Here is a 15,136-nt window from a genome sequence, read left to right on the forward strand (position 1 = left end):
GGAGAAGACGATGCCCTACACCGTCGACATCGGCGCCGTACCGTACAACGAAGATTGCGCCCAACTAGGCCAGACACAGAACTTTGACACCATCAACCAGATGGAGGTCAGGCTCTATCGTGCCGCAATCATCGCTGTCCATGGCGTTCCCCCTGAAGGGGTAACCCTTCGCTCCAAGGCGAACCGGCACGACTTTGGAACCTACCGCGAATTGGTCGCCGAAATCACCGATGCCGCCCAGGATGACCCGGTTGCAACCGAGTACATCAACAAAGTCGAAGACGGAGTTCCATCCTGGCTCAGTGCCGGGTTTGCTCCGCCGATCCAATACGGATCGGATGGAACCGCTGATCTGGGAGGTCGAACTTTCGACGAGATCGTCCGCGGCGCGATGATGACGACAAGGGCGCGGGACGATGGATCGTTTTTCCCGAAGAACAACGAAACTTTGCACGGCAACCTGAGAGCCGGGTTCCCCGAACTTGTGCCAGACTGCCTGAAGGATAGCATATCCGGCTGCGAAACTGCCGAACAGACAACCGACGCTTCCGCACCATGTGTGCTCACCGTCCTGACGGCGATCGCCGGCGTAATCGACATGAGCAATCCCGACCATCCCACCTTTGCAGATAGCGCCGCGGATTGCCTCGACGAGCTCCTACGCCACGAAGCCGACATTCGCGCTCTGATTGCCCGGGCTGAAGGCTATCGGACCTCCTGCAAATCCGCCCCAGCATCACAACCTCAAGAGGGATGACGATGCTTCGCACCGCCAATCGGGCATCGGTTCCCGCCACAGAAAGGGATGAAGTTGCGCATCAGCTACGCTTGATGCGCGATCGCCGTGAGGAGAACAGGGTGCGCCTGCGCACCCTGCAGTTGCGCCTCACTCATGCAGCCGAGGCAGACACGCGCACATGCCGGAATCTGCCAACCACCTTCGGGCGTCACGCAAGCGACTGGACGAGGCAGCATGAAGCACATTTCCAGCGCAGGCTCGGTGAATTGCGCCTTGATGCCCGAAATGAAATCGGTGCCATCGAGCGCAAGATCGAACGACAAACCAAGGCTATTGCAGCCTTCCACTTGAAGAACGCGCCCCGGCGAAATCCCCACCAGTCCTAAGCTGTTGACCCGACGCGCGGCCTTGCCACTATGCCGGTATGGCGCAGGACAAGGAAACGATCGAGACAAGCCTTGGCAAAGTGTGGATCACCCGTTTCGATAACGGGGATGTCTCGATCTGGACACCACCTGGATCACCACAGGCCAATGCCGTCGCCGAGATCATTGACGGACGCGCAGCCTGGAAGCCCAAGTACCGCGCCTGGTTCGTTCCGCCGATTCATGCCGAGCCGTTGCTAGCCGACATCGAAGACCTGTGACCGGCTAACGCCGCACCTTTTTCTTTTCCACTCCCACTGCTGACGCCTGTCACGCCTCGCCTTTGGCGTGGCGGATACGCGCGTTCGCGCGGGCCGGGCCGGAAGGGCCCGGGGGAGGAGGGGGAAGGAGGATGGTGGGTCCGGACAATGGGTTCGGGCGTACCAGGAGAAGTGGCATGAGCATGAACATTGGCAATCTGAAGCTGAACGAGCAGGGCACTCCGGTTGGTCGCATCGTGACGCTGGGCTTCAACGCGGTTGTCGCACTGCGCGAGGTCATCTCGAACAACGACAAGGCACCCGCCTTCGACGTGATGGGCCTTTCGGCCGATCGCCGGACCTGGGTGAAGATCGGCGCGCTGTGGGAATACTCGGCCAACGGATCGGGCGAGAGCTTCTACTCAGGCCGTCTCGACGATCCGAGCCTCGAGAAGGCCCTTGATGTGGCCATGTTCCGGCAGGAGGACGGCAGCTTCAACGTCAGCTGGCGGCGCCCGCAGCGCAAGCGCGAAATGCCCGTCGCGGGCGGCGACAACGCCCTCCCGCCGATGCCGCCGGCCGGTCTCGACGACGATCACGTACCCACACAGACGCCGGCAGGCGATGGCCTCGGGGAAAGCACCGCTCCGGCTCCAGGCAAGGCGCGTGGCAAGCAGAAAGAGCCCGAAAACGCCTGACATTGCACTAACCCCGCGCCGGGCAGCGATGCCCGGCGTACCCCTTGTACGGAGTACCAATCGCATGACCCCACAAGTTGCCGCCCTGCGCATCGGCCGCAGCATCCAGAGCGTCGAAACCGACATGGACAACCTGCTCGCCAGCGCGAGCACGCTCCTGATCGAGATGGTCCGCGCCCGGGTCGCCACCAACGTCGAAGCTCATACGATGCAGCGTCCAATGGCTCGGGTCGCTAACCTGCAGCGCAGCCTGATCGAGGCTCGTTCCGAGCTCGTGCGCGCTCATAGCGACTTATCCGGCCTTGCCGTGAAAATGGATATCGGCTTCCAGTGTCCTGTGAGCGCATCTCTTGGCGACAACGAAGTTGCCGACGAACGCGAAGCCGCAGTCGCCTGAACCGCATACCGAGGCGCGACAGTCCTCGGTCCGCTCATCAGGGGTTCTGATGTTCGCCTGAGATCCCAGGGCCAAAATCGGGATTGAGGACCGCGACTAGCCTCAAGCGCGCGGGTTCGGTCCAACACACAAGCGCTCCCCTAGCCGACGTGAGCCCCCCGCGTCGGCGGAAAGACCCGCCCAACCGGATCCCCTACCGGTGTGGCGGGTCTTTCCATTTATTCCGCTTCGCGGATTATCCGGTGCGGCCAAGTCGCTCGCACTTCACATCGGATTGTGATACAGTGAATACGTGTATTCACGCTTGGAGTTCTCGTCCCATGGCTACTTCCATCAGGCTCGCACCTGAGATCGAACAGCGCCTCGATCGCCTCGCCGCCACGACGGGGCGCAGCAAGGCCTTCTACCTGCGCGAGATCATCGAGCGAGGCATCGAGGACATGGAGGATGTCTATCTCGCCCAGAAGGTGCTCGAGGACGTTCGCGCCGGCCGCGAAACGACGAGCTCACTAGACGAAGTGGAGAAGCGCCTTGGCTTGGCGGATTGAACTCACCACCAGCGCCGAGAAGTCCCTCTCCAAACTGGACCGAACCGCCGCCAGGCGCATCACCACCTTCCTGCGCGAACGCATCGCCAGCGGCGCTGACCCTCGATCGAGCGGGAAAGCGCTCGCTGGTCAGCTCGCGGGGCTGTGGCGCTACCGAGTGGGCGATTACCGGCTGATCTGCCAGATCGAGGACGGCAAGCTGGTGATCCTTGTGCTCACCGTCGGGCATCGCAGCGACATCTACCGGTAAGCAGCACCGGGGCCGCTTTGCTCCTGCACGGGCACCCCGCCAACGAAGCGATAAGGCGCAGTGCACCTCCTTCGCGAAGGTAGAGGCCTCGCGATCGACGATATGCCTACAAGGCGTGCGCTTGAAGGCATCGTTGCTCACGGCCCAGGGCATGGACGCAGCCGGTCACCGCAGCGCCCTTCAAAGTGGTTGCGCACATCCCATGCCGAACAGTGAGGTGGAACCCGCGACCGCGTCCTTGACGGGGTAGCCGGCAATTCTTCCAGCTTCGCCGCCGGCGTGGGCGCCAGTCGTTCACGCTGGACGGGCAAGCCCGATGACGCTGGCTGTCCCGAGGGGCGATCGCAAGCGATGGGGCCCTTGCGGCTTTGAGACGAGCCGGGCGAGGTCGTTCTTTTCCGGCACCAGCCACCAGAGAGATCCGGTGGTCCGACCGCCTCGGTAGTGCCCCTTGCCCCTGTTCGCAAACCTGCCCAACCCCGGCGTCACGGGCCGTGTTGCCCGCTGCGCGGGCTGCCCGCACCACCCCGCTCCTTAGGGGTTCCCCTTCGCTTCGCTCCGGTGGGCCGGCCTGCGCCCAGGGGCTCAACAGGGGCACCGGCGGACGAACCACCGGATCAACTGGAGGCTTAGGAAAATGAACAACGTCCAACTCGTCGGTCGCCTTGCCAAGGACCCCATCGCTCGCGATCGCGGAGACACCCGCATCACCGAACTCACCCTCGTGACCGAACGCCCCCGCATCCGCGACGGAAAGGTCCAGAAGGACCCCGAGACCGGCTACCCCATCAAGGACGCCGAGTTCCACAAGATCACCATCTTCAACGGCATGGGAATGGGCGTGCGCAACCACAAGGAAAAGGGCGACCTCCTCGCCGTGACCGGCCGCATCCACTACACCCGATGGACCGATAACGAAGGCCAGACGCGCTACGGCTGCGAGATCATCGCCGAAGACGTCGAGTTCATCTGAACCCCAGCGAGGGCGGCGCACCGCGCCGCCCTTCCTCTTCTCGGGCAAGGGAGTTCCCCGCCATGAAGGACTTCGCCATCACCGCGCAGCGCAACATCGATCGCGCAACGCACCAGCTCCACGCGCTGGAACGCTACGCCGAACGCCGCGATCAGCTGCTCGGAACCCTCGACCTTGGCTCCCTCGAGCCGACCCAGCTCTGCCGCATCTTCGGTGAGGACGAGGAAATCAGCGAAGCCCTCGCCTGGGGACAGCTCTACATAGCCCATCTCGCCCAAATGGAAGCCTTGGGCCTATCGCTCAGCACCCAGATTCCCCTCGCCGCTTAGCAAGTTCTCGCAGCGCAACTATGCCGGCGCCAGGGCTTCGCCTTGGCGCCTCCTGCTGTTACCCCTGATGCACAAAAAACGCCGGGGGAGTCGATGAGCCGAGAAAGCAACAAGGAATCCGGATCCGGCGAAATCGAGGTGCAAATCAAAAATCCAGACCTCATCGTCAATCTTGAGGCAGACTACAGCTTAGAGCCGGAGGAGTTCATTGAGGTCAAGATGCTGGGTCGTTCCGAGGATCTAGAGACACCACTCCCGATCGCCATTACTTTCTACGTCGCCCCCAAAGACGCCGCTCCTGCCCAGGAGGAACTGCTCCTGCGTCTTCCCAAGACAGAACAGGAGCGTGATTCCAAGATCGGATGCCGTATCGCGATCTCCCGCCTGGCCATGCAGGCCTTGCTAGCGATCGTCTCCTCAGGCCACCGACGAACCTTCAATTTCGCCGCCGTCAATGATCCGAAGGGACGAGGATTGCTGATCGAGAATTTCGAGTTCTACCTCGATCCAAAGCCAGAACCCCGCAGTATCCACTGAACAGCTGGTGCGTAAACCCGGCACGAACGCGAAAAAGGGGCCCGCTGCTCGAACAGCGGAACCCCCGGAAAGATCTAGGATCAGACACTCCTGATCTCCTTCATCCCGCCAGTCTTGTCAACGTAGGAGCGGCCTTGTTCACAGCCGCATCCCGCCAGCGGGACCGGGCTCTATTCCGCTAGGGCCTCTTCGCATTGCCGGCAGTCGCCGGCGCGCTCGATGCCCAAGCTCCACCGAGCCCCGCGATGCGGGTCTCGGCCCTGACGGGTAACGATCCCTTGCGGAAGGCGGCCGCGCCCGGAATCGCGGCGCAAACCGCACCCTAGGGCGTGAGGGCGCGGGGAAACCTCAATTCTAAAATATTCTCACACTGTAGGCCAAGTTTGGCACGCGGGGCTTGGCGTCCGTCAAGGATCCGCGGTCCCCCAATTTTCACGACACCCCTCCGCTCCGCTCCAGGGCGCCGAGAAAATCGGCTCCCCCACGGCCCGCTGCGCGGCGGCCTCCGGCCGTCCCTGACCTCCTGATCCCCGGTGCCTGATGATGGGGGTCATCAAGAGGATGACAGGAAAATGGAGGTTTACATGAACAAGTTCACCAACTTCGCTGACCTCGCAGCCACCCTCGCCGCTGACCGCGCTACACGCTCCGACGACGCCCACGAGCAGAGCTACGACGGTGCTTTCATCGAGCACTCCGAGCTCGCCAAGCTGAGCGTCATGGACGAGCCGATGGCGACCGAGATGCCCGATCCGGACATGGCTCGCGCCGCCGTTGAACTCGCCGTCGGAACGATCTTCGACGTCTTCCGCGACACCCGCATGGAAGAGTTCGCGCAGCAGATCGTCTGGGGGTTCGTGAACTCCTTCCACATGACCGCCCGCATCGCCGAAGGCCGCGAGGACGACGCCGCCAAGAAGCTGGGTGAACTCGCCCGCAACTACGATCCCTCGGAGATCCACGCGGTTGAGATGGAAGAGACGCAGCTGCTCTGCCAGACCCTGCAGGGATGCCGCGAGGCTCTCGAGGCCATGCGCGACCACGCTTCGGCCGTCTACCACGTCGAGACCGGAAAGCCCTTCACCGCCACGCGCGGGTCGCAGGTCGCACGCACCGGGGTCACCGCCTCGCAGATCGCGGCGCGCGACTTCCTCGCCGCCCGCAATCGCCAGCGCAACGAGGAGCACGCTCCCACCGGTCCGATGGTTGTCGTGTCCGGTGGTCAAGTCTGGCATGACCACGAGATGCTCTGGGACATCCTCGACGACATCAAGGCCCGGGTCCCCGAGATGGTGCTGGCCACGACCGGGATGCGCAAGGGCGTCGACGCTATCGCCACGTCATGGGCTCAAGCGCGCAAGGTCAAGGTGATCAGCTTCATCCCCAAGATGAAAGAACTCGGCAACCGCGCGCCCTTCCTGCGCAACGAGAACCTGGTCAAGCTGCGGCCGGTCGAGGCCATCGTCTGCGAAGGTTCGGGCATCCAGTCCAACCTCGCGCAGCGCCTCCGTCAAGCGGGGGTGCCGCTGCACATCCGCCGCATCGCCGATCAACGCGCCGCACAGCGCACCCAACGGGCGTAAGCGCCCATCGGGAGGCTCGGGCATCCGCCCGGGCCTCCCTCCTTCTTTCTGTCACGCTACAGCGCGGCTCAGGGGCATCGAACCCCTTCGCCGCGATCGCGACATGCCCTCAGGGCAGATCGCTCGCAATCCGCACGGACAGTGGCCGGCGCGGCAGTCCCGCGCTCGCTGCCGCCCCTTCGGGCGTCTCGCTACGCGCGGTCTGCCTTGCCGGATCACGGCATCGCCGGATGGGCTTGCACCGGCCCGCCGTCGCGGCCCTGGTGCATCGCCCCGGCTCGCCTGCGGTGCGCGATACGCCAGGTCGCCCGCATGAGGTGAGGGCAGTGGCCGGCGCGTCAGTCCCGCGCTCGCTGCCGCCCCTTCGGGCGTCTCGCTGCGCGCGGTCTGCCTTGCCGGGTCACGGCCTCGCCGGATGGGCTTGCACCGGCCCGCCGTCGCGGTCCTGGTGCATCGCCCCGGCTCGCCTGCGATGCGCTTTACGCGAGGTCGGCCGCATGGGGTGAGGGCAGTGGCCGGCGCGTCAGTCCCGCGCTCGCTGCCGCCCCTTCGGGCGTCTCGCTTCGCACGGTCTGCCTTGCCGGATCACGGCATCGCCGGATGGGCTTGCACCGGCCCGCCGTCGCGGTCCTGGTGCATCGCCCCGGCTCGCCTGCGATGCGCTTTACGAGAGGTCGGCCGCATGGGGTGAGGGCAGTGGCCGGCGCGTCAGTCCCGCGTTCGCTGCCGCCCCTTCGGGCGTCTCGCTTCGCACGGTCTGCCTTGCCGGATCACGGCCTCGCCGGATGGGCTTGCACCGGCCCGCCGTCGCGGTCCTGGTGCATCGCCCCGGCTCGCCTGCGATGCGCTTTACGAGAGGTCGGCCGCATGGGGTGAGGGCAGTGGCCGGCGCGTCAGTCCCGCGCTCGCTGCCGCCCATTCGGGCGTCTCGCTTCGCACGGTCTGCCTTGCCGGGTCACGGCCTCGCCGGATGGGCTTGCACCGGCCCGCCGTCGCGGTCCTGGTGCATCGCCCCGGCTCGCCTGCGATCCGCTTTACGAGAGGTCGGCCGCATGGGGTGAGGGCAGTGGCCGGCGCGTCAGTCCCGCGCTCGCTGCCGCCCATTCGGGCGTCTCGCTTCGCGCGGTCTGCCTTGCCGGGTCACGGCCTCGCCGGATGGACCTGAGGACCACTTACCAGAGCCAACCGGCATCGCCTTGGTGGGCAATTAGCAGCGGCACAAGATGCCGCGAAAAGAGAGGAGGGAGGTGAAGGGGCAGGCTTTCAGATGGAGAGAGAGCAATGCCCACTGTCTTCCGCATTATCGACACCCAGACGCGGCTTCACACAAGCCCCGTTGAACTCAACGCACGTGAGCTCGCGAAGCTTCGCTTTCTCTTTCAGTCCGCCGGTCACTTTGTCGAGGTTGAGGAGGGAGAGTCCGAAGGGACAGCACTGAACTTCGAGGTCAATGCAAACGGCATAGCGTTGGCCAGATTCGCGACAGTCTTCCCCGATCGCGACGACATTCTGTCCGTGGTCGAGGAAGCCCAATTCCTTGGCAGATCGTTGCGCGTTGCGCGCTCACCTCAGGACCCTGAGGTAACTCTCCATGTCAGCCAACATATCACCCTCTCGCCGGACATTCTGCTTTCAAGGAAGCAAGCTCGAGCGGTCGTGGATTGCATCGGAGATACGCCAAGCGATGAAGGCACGATCTCGCTAGATCGGCTCCGCAGTGCTCTACGGGACGTCTCATGTCATCGACGGTTCGAGGCGGCGAGGATTGAGCATATCCACGAGTATCTGGTGCGTCTAGCGGCAACGGATTGCGGTGAACAATTTCCCTACCTGGAGTGGGCTTAAAGCCTCCATCCACTCCACCAACTGAGAAGGGCGCTGGAAGCAAGCTTCCGGCGCCCTTTTTTTGCCTTCTGCTCTCGCGCTCAGGCTGGTTCTGCTTGTGCCTTCTCCGGCGCACCAACAGACGCAGATTGCAGAGCCTCTAGCGCCCGCTTCGTCCCCAGATCGACCGCACATTTCAGGAGGGCAATTGCCTTCTCCGGGGACACCTTTTTCACCAACCTTTGGAGCTCCCGTTCCACCTCCTCGCGCTCCATTTCTTCAAGGCGTTTCCGACGCTCCTCTAGCTCAGCCTCGGCCTGCTTCAGGGCAGCGCGTTCACGTTCAATCTTCGACATAGAGAGAGCCTTCCGTCACTACAAATTCAGGACGGATAATTGCTCAATTCAGCCACCAGATCGACCCCGAAATTATCTCCGCTTAGTGAGCTCAAAGACCCCTACGGTTTCAGCATCGAAAGGCCGAGCGTTAGCCGGTACTCGCCCATGCGAAACAACAGTGACCCTTCGATGCTCTGGACCATTGGAGCGTTCAGCCTATCGGCTGACCTGGTCCCACAGGGAGCCGAGCCAGACGCAAGAACACCCATTCGGCTTACAGAACCAGGAGGGGCTTTCAGTCCCTATTTTTTGCACACCCTACACGGCAAGCCGTAGGTCTAAGTCGTTGATATTAAAGCGTCACCATATGAAACCGCTGGTTTCATATGGTGACAGGTTCATTCTAGAATGAAATGCCGAGCAAAATCAGTGGTCTAGCTGGTTTCGTTTGACGACGCATAGCGGGTAGACAGTGCACTCAGCACCCCCTAGAATAATCACGCGATAACCGAACCAGACTCCGCACCATTGGAGTTTGGTATGAAGTCAGTAACTGAAAGCCAGCAACTCAGCGTACGCGTTGCGCCCGAGTTGGCGCGCCTCGTAGACGAGGTCGCTGCCGCGCGAATGTGCGACCGGTCAGATGCCGTGCGCCATATCATTCTTGTCGGCGCACCACTTGTTCTCAAAGCTCGAAACGTAAATGTCGATCGCCTACTTCAAGGCCTCGAAATTCTCGTGATCGATTGCCTCAGGCGGGCTGAGGAAAGCAACCCGAAAGACGTCGAGCTCCTGGTCAAGGCTGCCTCCACAAACGTGGAGACATTCCATGTCTGACAAGGACATCCGCTTCAGCAAAAAAGCGGCTACGCTCGAGCACCACTCCGCTCGCGGAAAGGTGGTCCGAAACTCGGGCAATTTCACTCGCGGATCTCAGTTATTCTCCCACCAGATTGCGATGACCTGGGCGGGCGTGCGTGTCCCGTTGATGACGTGGGTCGGGACCTCCGTTGTCCTCCTTTCCGTGGTCTCGTTCTTCTATTTCGCCGAGCATGAAATCCAGCTCGTGCTGATGAGAATTTATGCGGAATTGTGGAACTGGGTGGCGCTCAATCCAAGCAAGCAGGTCCACCTAACGCTACCCGATAGTTCGGTGGTCGTAGGGCGGATGTCGTGGGTGCCATACCACTCGGCTGTGGTTGACGCTTGGGACAAGTTTATGCGCCTGCTTCTGGCCTCAGGGCTGGGGTCGGTTTTCATCTGCGCCCCTCTGACCCTTTGGTTCATCGACTACTCGAAAAAGCGGGGGAAGGAGATCCTGACCGAGCGGCATGAGCGCGGTGCGTTGCTCGTTTCCAGGGATGAACTAGCCGAGGCGATCGGTACTCATAATCGGGCCGAGTTCCGAAAGGAGTGCGCGGATAGAGACCCACCTGCAATACCGGAGAAGGTTCTCAAATTGCCGATAGCCGAACGCGTGAGCGAGGGCTTCCACGTTCCCTACCGTCTCGCGACTATCCCCTATCCCTGGCGCCTCGAGCAGAGCCACGCGATGTTCATCGGTACGACCGGCGCGGGCAAGACAACCGAGCTTAAAAAGCTTGTCACGCAGGCCCGTGCCCGCGGGCACCGGTGCGTCATCTTCGATCTCACCGGAAGCTTTGTGGAAAGCTTTTACAACCCCAAGACCGACACGATCCTTAACACGATGGATAAGCGGTGCAAGCCGTGGACGATCTTCTCGGATTGCGACAACTACGCTGAGTTTCTGTCGGCTTCGGAAGCGCTCGTTCCGGGCGGTCATAACTCCGAGGACGACTTCTGGCAGAAAGCCGCGCGAACCCTCTTTGTCGAGATGTGCATGAAGCTCATCCAGAAGGGTGCGACCAGCAATGGTGCCCTGGCCTATCACCTCATGCAGGCGGACCTCAAGAAGATCAGCGAAGAGCTCGAGAACACGGTCGCTGCGCCGCTTGTCGCAACCCAGGCGGCCAAGATGGCTGAATCAATTCGGGCGACCTTCAATACCCATGCGAATGCCTTGCGCTTTCTGCCAGATCCGATGCCGGGTGAAGAGGGCTTCTCGATCAACCGATGGATGGCCCAGGAAGGCGACGAGGGGGCCATCCTGTTCATCACCTCCAGCCACCCCGATCTCGTTCTGAACAGGCCCCTCTTGACCCTTTGGATGGACCTTGCGGTGAACGCACTCTTCCGGATCGGCCGCACCCGCAATGTACGCACCTGGTTCCTACTGGATGAGGTCCATGCGCTACATCGTCTGCCGGCGATCGAGCACGGCTTACAGACTGCGCGGGCCGTTGGCGGTGCCTTCGTTCTGGGCATCCACTCCTTCGGGAAATTGGCTGAGACCTATGGCGAGAATGGCGCCATCAACCTTGGCTCGTTGGCTCGCACCAAGCTCATCCTGACGACGTCCGACATCGAGACCGCGAAGCGCTGTTCGGACTTCATCGGCAGCCGAGAGGTCCGCCAGATGGATGAGGCCTACAGCTACGGTTACAACAACTCCCGCGACGCCTCCACGATCACGCCGCGCAAGGAAGTGCAGCACCTGGTCATGCCCGATGACATCAAGGAGCTGCCCTCTCTGCATGGCTTCGTAAAGTTCCCCGATGGTTTCCCCGCAGCCAAGATCAAGCTGAGCTGGGTCAACTATCCCAAGGTCGCGGAAGGCTTCGTCCGCGTCACCAAGATGCGTGCTTCGGATTATACCCCGGATGAGGACGGCACAGACGCCAAGGGCGAGGAGGGACGTGAGACTGATGGTCCCGATAATGAGCCCCAGCAGGTACGGGATCTCGGCAAGCGACAGGAACATTCCGAGCAGGAGCACGACCAGGATCGTAGCGAGGCTGAAGAGAGCGCAGAGGCCCTTCGCAGCGCGTTTCCACAATCGACGGTGCGGACAGATGGCGGCCCCACGGGTCCTGCGCCAAACGGTAGTGCTGAGCAGACACTTCCCGAAGCCAAATCCTGGCTTGGCGGTCTCACGTCAGCTCGGTCGGACAACCCAGAAGGTAGAACCGATTCTGAGCGGGAGCAGCGGGGCAATACTGATGCGCAGCGCCTCCAGAATGCGGACCAGCGCAAGACGAGTGATCGCCCAAACTCCCGGAAGGACGAGCAGGAAAGTCTCATCGCCAGAGAGGAGCGGCAGGGCATCGGCCTTGAGGAAGAAGAGCATCGCCGAGACCGCGATGCCGGCGATGATTTCGGGATGGAGATGTAAACCATGCTCTCCACCGCATCTGTACGCTCCGCTGGCGGCGCAGCCAGCTACTTCGCCAAGGACGACTACTACACCGCCGAGCATTCCGCTGAAGCTACAGGATGGGGCGGTAAGGGATCCGATGAGCTCGGCCTGACCGGCGACGTGAAGAAGGAGGACTTCGAGAACCTCCTGAACGGCAAGCTTCCGGACGGAAGTCAGGTCAATCAATCTGCGAACCGCCGATCGGGCATCGATCTCACGTTCTCGATGCCGAAGTCTGCAAGCGTCATGGCTTACATAGCCGGCGACAAACGCATCCTCGCTGCACATATGACCGCCGTTAAAGCCACCATGGGGTGGGTCGAGCGGACCATGGCGGAGGCGCGCGACTACAGCCGAAGCCGCAACGGCGAGCCGGTCCGAACGGGCAACCTGGTCTACGCCCTGTTCGAGCACGACACGAGCCGCAAGCTCGACCCTCAGGGCCACATCCATGTCGTGATTGCTGCGATCACCAAGACCGCAGCCGGAAAGTGGCAGGCGCTCTGGAATGGCCAACTGTTTAAGAACAACACGACGATTGGCTCCGCCTACCACGCAGCATTCCGCGAGGAGCTGGCAAAGATAGGATATGAGACGCAACTGACCGGGAAGCACGGACAGTTCGAGATCAAGGGTGTTCCTCGAGCGGTCATCCAGGAGTTCAGTAAACGGCGTGAGGAGGTGCTTGCCAAGGCTGGTGAGATCGGGGTCACAACTCACCAGGGCCGGGACCGGGTTGTGGTCAATACCCGCGACGCGAAGTTGGAAGTCGAGGATCGAGCGAAGCTAGGGGAGTCATGGGTTGCACGCGCGGCCGAGCTGGGTTTCGATGGCAAATCCCTCATGGCAGACGCGCTCGATCGGAGCGAACGCGGCGGCCTCGGTGATGCAGACAGGCCTATCGGCGTCCCGGACAGGCTGAGGGAAGTGATCGCCAGCGTGGCGGGAGCGATCGGAGATTATCTGCGGCCATCCGACGATCTGACCACCAAGGGGCTTGCTCGTGTGGCGCTGTCACCTGCGCAGCTCCGCACGGAAATGGCTGTCGCTTCCGCTGTTCGCATGTTGGGGCAGCGCGAGGCTGCTTTCTCCCTGACGGATATCTACAAGACGGCGTTGAACCTGGGCCTTGCGGGCGTGACCGTCGAAGGTGTCGAGAAACGAACCGAGGCGCTTCTGGAAAGCGGCCAGTTGGTCAAGGGCGCAAGCGACAGGCTGGACGGTGTCTTCACGCATGTCACCACACCCGAGCACATCGCACAGGAACGCCAGTTGCTCGCCGGCGTCGACGCGGGCAGGGGCGCAACTGTTCCGATCGTGCCGGCCAGCGAGGTTACCGAACGGCTGCAAGCCGCTGCCGGCGATCGTCCGCTTAACGGCGAGCAGCTAGCAGCTGCAACGCTTGCGCTAAGCTCCACCGATCGTGTTGTCGTCATCCAGGGTGTCGCCGGCGCCGGTAAGACCACCATGCTCGAGGCCATGGCCGCCGTGGCTTCCGAGCAAGGCAAGCAGGTCATCGGCCTCGCGTTCGCGAACAAGATGGTCTCCATGCTGCGCGACGAGACTAAGCTCGATGCCCGAACCGTCTCATCGTTCGTGAACGAACATATCCGTGGCGCGCGTGCAGGGCAGGGGCCAGCCTTCGAGGCTTCGCGCGCCGCGCTCGAGAACAAGGTCATCGTGCTGGACGAGGCGTCACTCGTCGCGAACGAGGCAATGAACAACCTCGTGACCATCGCCAACGCCTACAAGGTCGATGGCCTCTGGCTCACTGGTGACGTGAAGCAGTTGCCATCGATCGACTGGGGTAAGGCTTACCACCTGGTCCAAAGCCACGAACCTGCAATGGCGAGGCTAGAGACGAGCCAGCGCCAGAAAACCGAGCACATGCAGCAGGTGGCAAGCCTCAGCCGTGCTGGAAGCTTCAAGGAAGCTTTCGAGGTTCTGGGCGAAAGGGTTCAGGCGCATGGCACCGACTATCTGGAAAAAGCCGCAGAGCGCTGGCTCAGCCTGACGCCGGAGGATCGGGAAAGAACGGCCATCTATGCCTCGGGCCGCGTCGCGCGGTCAGAGCTCAACGACAGGGTGCAGGCAGGCCTCAAGCAGGAAGGCTCGATCACCGGCGAGGGCCTGCGCCTCACGACCCTCCAACAGGTCAACACGACCCGGGAGGAGCTGCGCTATGCCCAGACCTATAGCGCGGGTCTTCTCCTCGAGGTCGCCCGGCGGAATGATGACATCGGATTGGTGCCCGGGCGCTACGAGGTGCTCGGTTCAGATACCAAGGGGCGCGTCGTCATTCGGAACGAGCGCGGCCGCGAGGTGCGGTTCGATCCGCAGAAAATCAACCCGGCCGACAAGAAGGACACGCTGAAGCTCTCCGAGAAGCTGGAAACGACGATACACGAGGGAGACAAGATCCGCTGGACCGACACCGACAAGACCCGGAACCTCGACAACTCTGAGCAGGCGCGAGTTCTCTCAATCGGCGAGCACGGGGTGAAGATCGAGAACGCCCGCGGTGAGATCGTCGAGCTCCAGCACGGCGACAAGATGCTCGAGCGTCTCGGCCTCTCCTACGCGATCAACATGCACCAGGCCCAGGGCATGACCACCGACAAAGGCATCGGCGCCATGCACTCGGCCGAGCAGAACCTCGCCACGCAGCGCCTGTCCTACGTGATGCTCACGCGCGTTCGTTTCGATGTCGAGATCTTCACCAACGATCGCGACCAGCTACTGAACACGATCTCACACAACTCAGGAGACAAGGTCAGCGCGCTGGAAACAACGGGTGAGAAGAAGCTCGGGGACTCTCACCGGATTGACCCGGCCAGGGCGGGCACCTTCAGCCCAACCATCCCGGCCAGCGTCCTGGCGGAGATCGCCGCGAAGACCTCCGAACCGCAGAGCGGTCTCGAGCAGACCGGCCCTGCCAAGAGCGCGGACATCCCAGCGCCTCCAAAGGAAATCGACCTACCCGAACGCAACATCGAGCGCAGCCGATGAGGAGCGAAT

General features: G+C 62.3%; 16 protein-coding genes. 15 read left to right on the forward strand and 1 reads right to left on the reverse strand.

The genetic code is table 11. The features are described from left to right. Positions 1 to 10: 10 nt before the first annotated feature. The 12 genes from C2R25_RS20605 (at position 11) to C2R25_RS00340 (ending at position 8,524) form a co-directional block, all read left to right on the forward strand. The gene (locus tag C2R25_RS20605) at positions 11 to 757 is read left to right on the forward strand and encodes a hypothetical protein (protein ID WP_199183719.1); all 747 of its coding nucleotides are present in this window, start codon (positions 11 to 13) and stop codon (positions 755 to 757) included. A gap of 2 nt (positions 758 to 759) precedes the next feature. Next, positions 760 to 1,125, forward strand: coding sequence for a hypothetical protein (locus C2R25_RS20100; protein ID WP_146049579.1), 366 nt, complete (start codon positions 760 to 762; stop codon positions 1,123 to 1,125). Positions 1,126 to 1,163: 38 nt separating this feature from the next. Beyond that, on the forward strand, positions 1,164 to 1,385 hold the full coding sequence (locus C2R25_RS00295) for a hypothetical protein (RefSeq protein WP_103727311.1): 222 nt from the start codon (positions 1,164 to 1,166) through the stop codon (positions 1,383 to 1,385). A 176-nt stretch (positions 1,386 to 1,561) separates the two neighbouring features. Further along, positions 1,562 to 2,062, forward strand: a complete 501-nt coding sequence (locus C2R25_RS00300; protein ID WP_233203682.1) for a DUF736 family protein — start codon at positions 1,562 to 1,564, stop codon at positions 2,060 to 2,062. A gap of 64 nt (positions 2,063 to 2,126) precedes the next feature. Further along, positions 2,127 to 2,459, forward strand: a complete 333-nt coding sequence (locus C2R25_RS00305; RefSeq protein WP_103727312.1) for a hypothetical protein — start codon at positions 2,127 to 2,129, stop codon at positions 2,457 to 2,459. Between the two features lie 320 nt (positions 2,460 to 2,779). After that, positions 2,780 to 3,007 (forward strand): DUF6290 family protein, encoded by a 228-nt coding sequence (locus C2R25_RS00310; protein WP_103727313.1) that lies wholly within the window; start codon positions 2,780 to 2,782, stop codon positions 3,005 to 3,007. Further along, entirely contained in the window at positions 2,991 to 3,257 is a 267-nt protein-coding gene (locus C2R25_RS00315; RefSeq protein WP_103727314.1) for a type II toxin-antitoxin system RelE/ParE family toxin, read from the forward strand. The genes C2R25_RS00310 and C2R25_RS00315 overlap by 17 nt, the downstream gene beginning before the upstream one ends. Positions 3,258 to 3,894: 637 nt before the next feature. Further along, positions 3,895 to 4,230 carry a single-stranded DNA-binding protein gene (locus C2R25_RS00320; RefSeq protein ID WP_103727315.1) on the forward strand — a complete coding sequence of 112 codons (336 nt, stop codon included), beginning with the start codon at positions 3,895 to 3,897 and terminating at the stop codon, positions 4,228 to 4,230. Between the two features lie 62 nt (positions 4,231 to 4,292). After that, positions 4,293 to 4,559: a hypothetical protein gene (locus tag C2R25_RS00325; RefSeq protein ID WP_103727316.1), complete on the forward strand. Its 267-nt coding sequence runs from the start codon at positions 4,293 to 4,295 to the stop codon at positions 4,557 to 4,559. A gap of 93 nt (positions 4,560 to 4,652) precedes the next feature. Next, positions 4,653 to 5,096: a hypothetical protein gene (locus C2R25_RS00330; protein ID WP_103727317.1), complete on the forward strand. Its 444-nt coding sequence runs from the start codon at positions 4,653 to 4,655 to the stop codon at positions 5,094 to 5,096. A gap of 584 nt (positions 5,097 to 5,680) precedes the next feature. Then, complete coding sequence (locus C2R25_RS00335; protein ID WP_103727318.1) at positions 5,681 to 6,679, forward strand: DUF2493 domain-containing protein; 999 nt, start codon at positions 5,681 to 5,683, stop codon at positions 6,677 to 6,679. Positions 6,680 to 7,960: 1,281 nt separating this feature from the next. Next, entirely contained in the window at positions 7,961 to 8,524 is a 564-nt protein-coding gene (locus C2R25_RS00340) for a hypothetical protein (protein ID WP_103727319.1), read from the forward strand. An 80-nt stretch (positions 8,525 to 8,604) separates the two neighbouring features. Here C2R25_RS00340 and C2R25_RS00345 read toward each other — a convergent pair whose 3' ends face one another. Continuing rightward, positions 8,605 to 8,859 (reverse strand): hypothetical protein, encoded by a 255-nt coding sequence (locus C2R25_RS00345; protein ID WP_103727320.1) that lies wholly within the window; start codon positions 8,857 to 8,859, stop codon positions 8,605 to 8,607. Positions 8,860 to 9,381: 522 nt separating this feature from the next. Here C2R25_RS00345 and C2R25_RS00350 point away from each other — a divergent pair. From C2R25_RS00350 to mobF, 3 genes are read left to right on the forward strand one after another with little or no spacing between them, the layout of a single operon-like run. Beyond that, positions 9,382 to 9,678, forward strand: coding sequence for a hypothetical protein (locus C2R25_RS00350; RefSeq protein ID WP_103727321.1), 297 nt, complete (start codon positions 9,382 to 9,384; stop codon positions 9,676 to 9,678). Next, entirely contained in the window at positions 9,671 to 12,094 is a 2,424-nt protein-coding gene (locus C2R25_RS00355) for a type IV secretion system DNA-binding domain-containing protein (RefSeq protein WP_103727322.1), read from the forward strand. The genes C2R25_RS00350 and C2R25_RS00355 overlap by 8 nt, the downstream gene beginning before the upstream one ends. A 3-nt stretch (positions 12,095 to 12,097) precedes the next feature. After that, positions 12,098 to 15,127: a MobF family relaxase gene (gene mobF, locus C2R25_RS00360; protein WP_103727323.1), complete on the forward strand. Its 3,030-nt coding sequence runs from the start codon at positions 12,098 to 12,100 to the stop codon at positions 15,125 to 15,127. Positions 15,128 to 15,136: the final 9 nt, after the last annotated feature.

Source organism: Novosphingobium sp. HII-3, from assembly GCF_002916655.1.
GTDB lineage: Bacteria > Pseudomonadota > Alphaproteobacteria > Sphingomonadales > Sphingomonadaceae > Novosphingobium > Novosphingobium panipatense.

What these genes read in the sequence shown, in the direction of transcription:
- C2R25_RS20605 (WP_199183719.1), top strand. Translation starts at nt 11, where the DNA reads ATGCCCTACACCGTCGACATCGGCGCCGTACCGTACAACGAAGATTGC.
- C2R25_RS20100 (WP_146049579.1), top strand. Translation starts at nt 760, where the DNA reads ATGCTTCGCACCGCCAATCGGGCATCGGTTCCCGCCACAGAAAGGGAT.
- C2R25_RS00295 (WP_103727311.1), top strand. Translation starts at nt 1,164, where the DNA reads ATGGCGCAGGACAAGGAAACGATCGAGACAAGCCTTGGCAAAGTGTGG.
- C2R25_RS00300 (WP_233203682.1), top strand. Translation starts at nt 1,562, where the DNA reads ATGAGCATGAACATTGGCAATCTGAAGCTGAACGAGCAGGGCACTCCG.
- C2R25_RS00305 (WP_103727312.1), top strand. Translation starts at nt 2,127, where the DNA reads ATGACCCCACAAGTTGCCGCCCTGCGCATCGGCCGCAGCATCCAGAGC.
- C2R25_RS00310 (WP_103727313.1), top strand. Translation starts at nt 2,780, where the DNA reads ATGGCTACTTCCATCAGGCTCGCACCTGAGATCGAACAGCGCCTCGAT.
- C2R25_RS00320 (WP_103727315.1), top strand. Translation starts at nt 3,895, where the DNA reads ATGAACAACGTCCAACTCGTCGGTCGCCTTGCCAAGGACCCCATCGCT.
- C2R25_RS00325 (WP_103727316.1), top strand. Translation starts at nt 4,293, where the DNA reads ATGAAGGACTTCGCCATCACCGCGCAGCGCAACATCGATCGCGCAACG.
- C2R25_RS00330 (WP_103727317.1), top strand. Translation starts at nt 4,653, where the DNA reads ATGAGCCGAGAAAGCAACAAGGAATCCGGATCCGGCGAAATCGAGGTG.
- C2R25_RS00335 (WP_103727318.1), top strand. Translation starts at nt 5,681, where the DNA reads ATGAACAAGTTCACCAACTTCGCTGACCTCGCAGCCACCCTCGCCGCT.
- C2R25_RS00340 (WP_103727319.1), top strand. Translation starts at nt 7,961, where the DNA reads ATGCCCACTGTCTTCCGCATTATCGACACCCAGACGCGGCTTCACACA.
- C2R25_RS00345 (WP_103727320.1), bottom strand. Translation starts at nt 8,859, where the DNA reads ATGTCGAAGATTGAACGTGAACGCGCTGCCCTGAAGCAGGCCGAGGCT.
- C2R25_RS00350 (WP_103727321.1), top strand. Translation starts at nt 9,382, where the DNA reads ATGAAGTCAGTAACTGAAAGCCAGCAACTCAGCGTACGCGTTGCGCCC.
- C2R25_RS00355 (WP_103727322.1), top strand. Translation starts at nt 9,671, where the DNA reads ATGTCTGACAAGGACATCCGCTTCAGCAAAAAAGCGGCTACGCTCGAG.
- mobF (WP_103727323.1), top strand. Translation starts at nt 12,098, where the DNA reads ATGCTCTCCACCGCATCTGTACGCTCCGCTGGCGGCGCAGCCAGCTAC.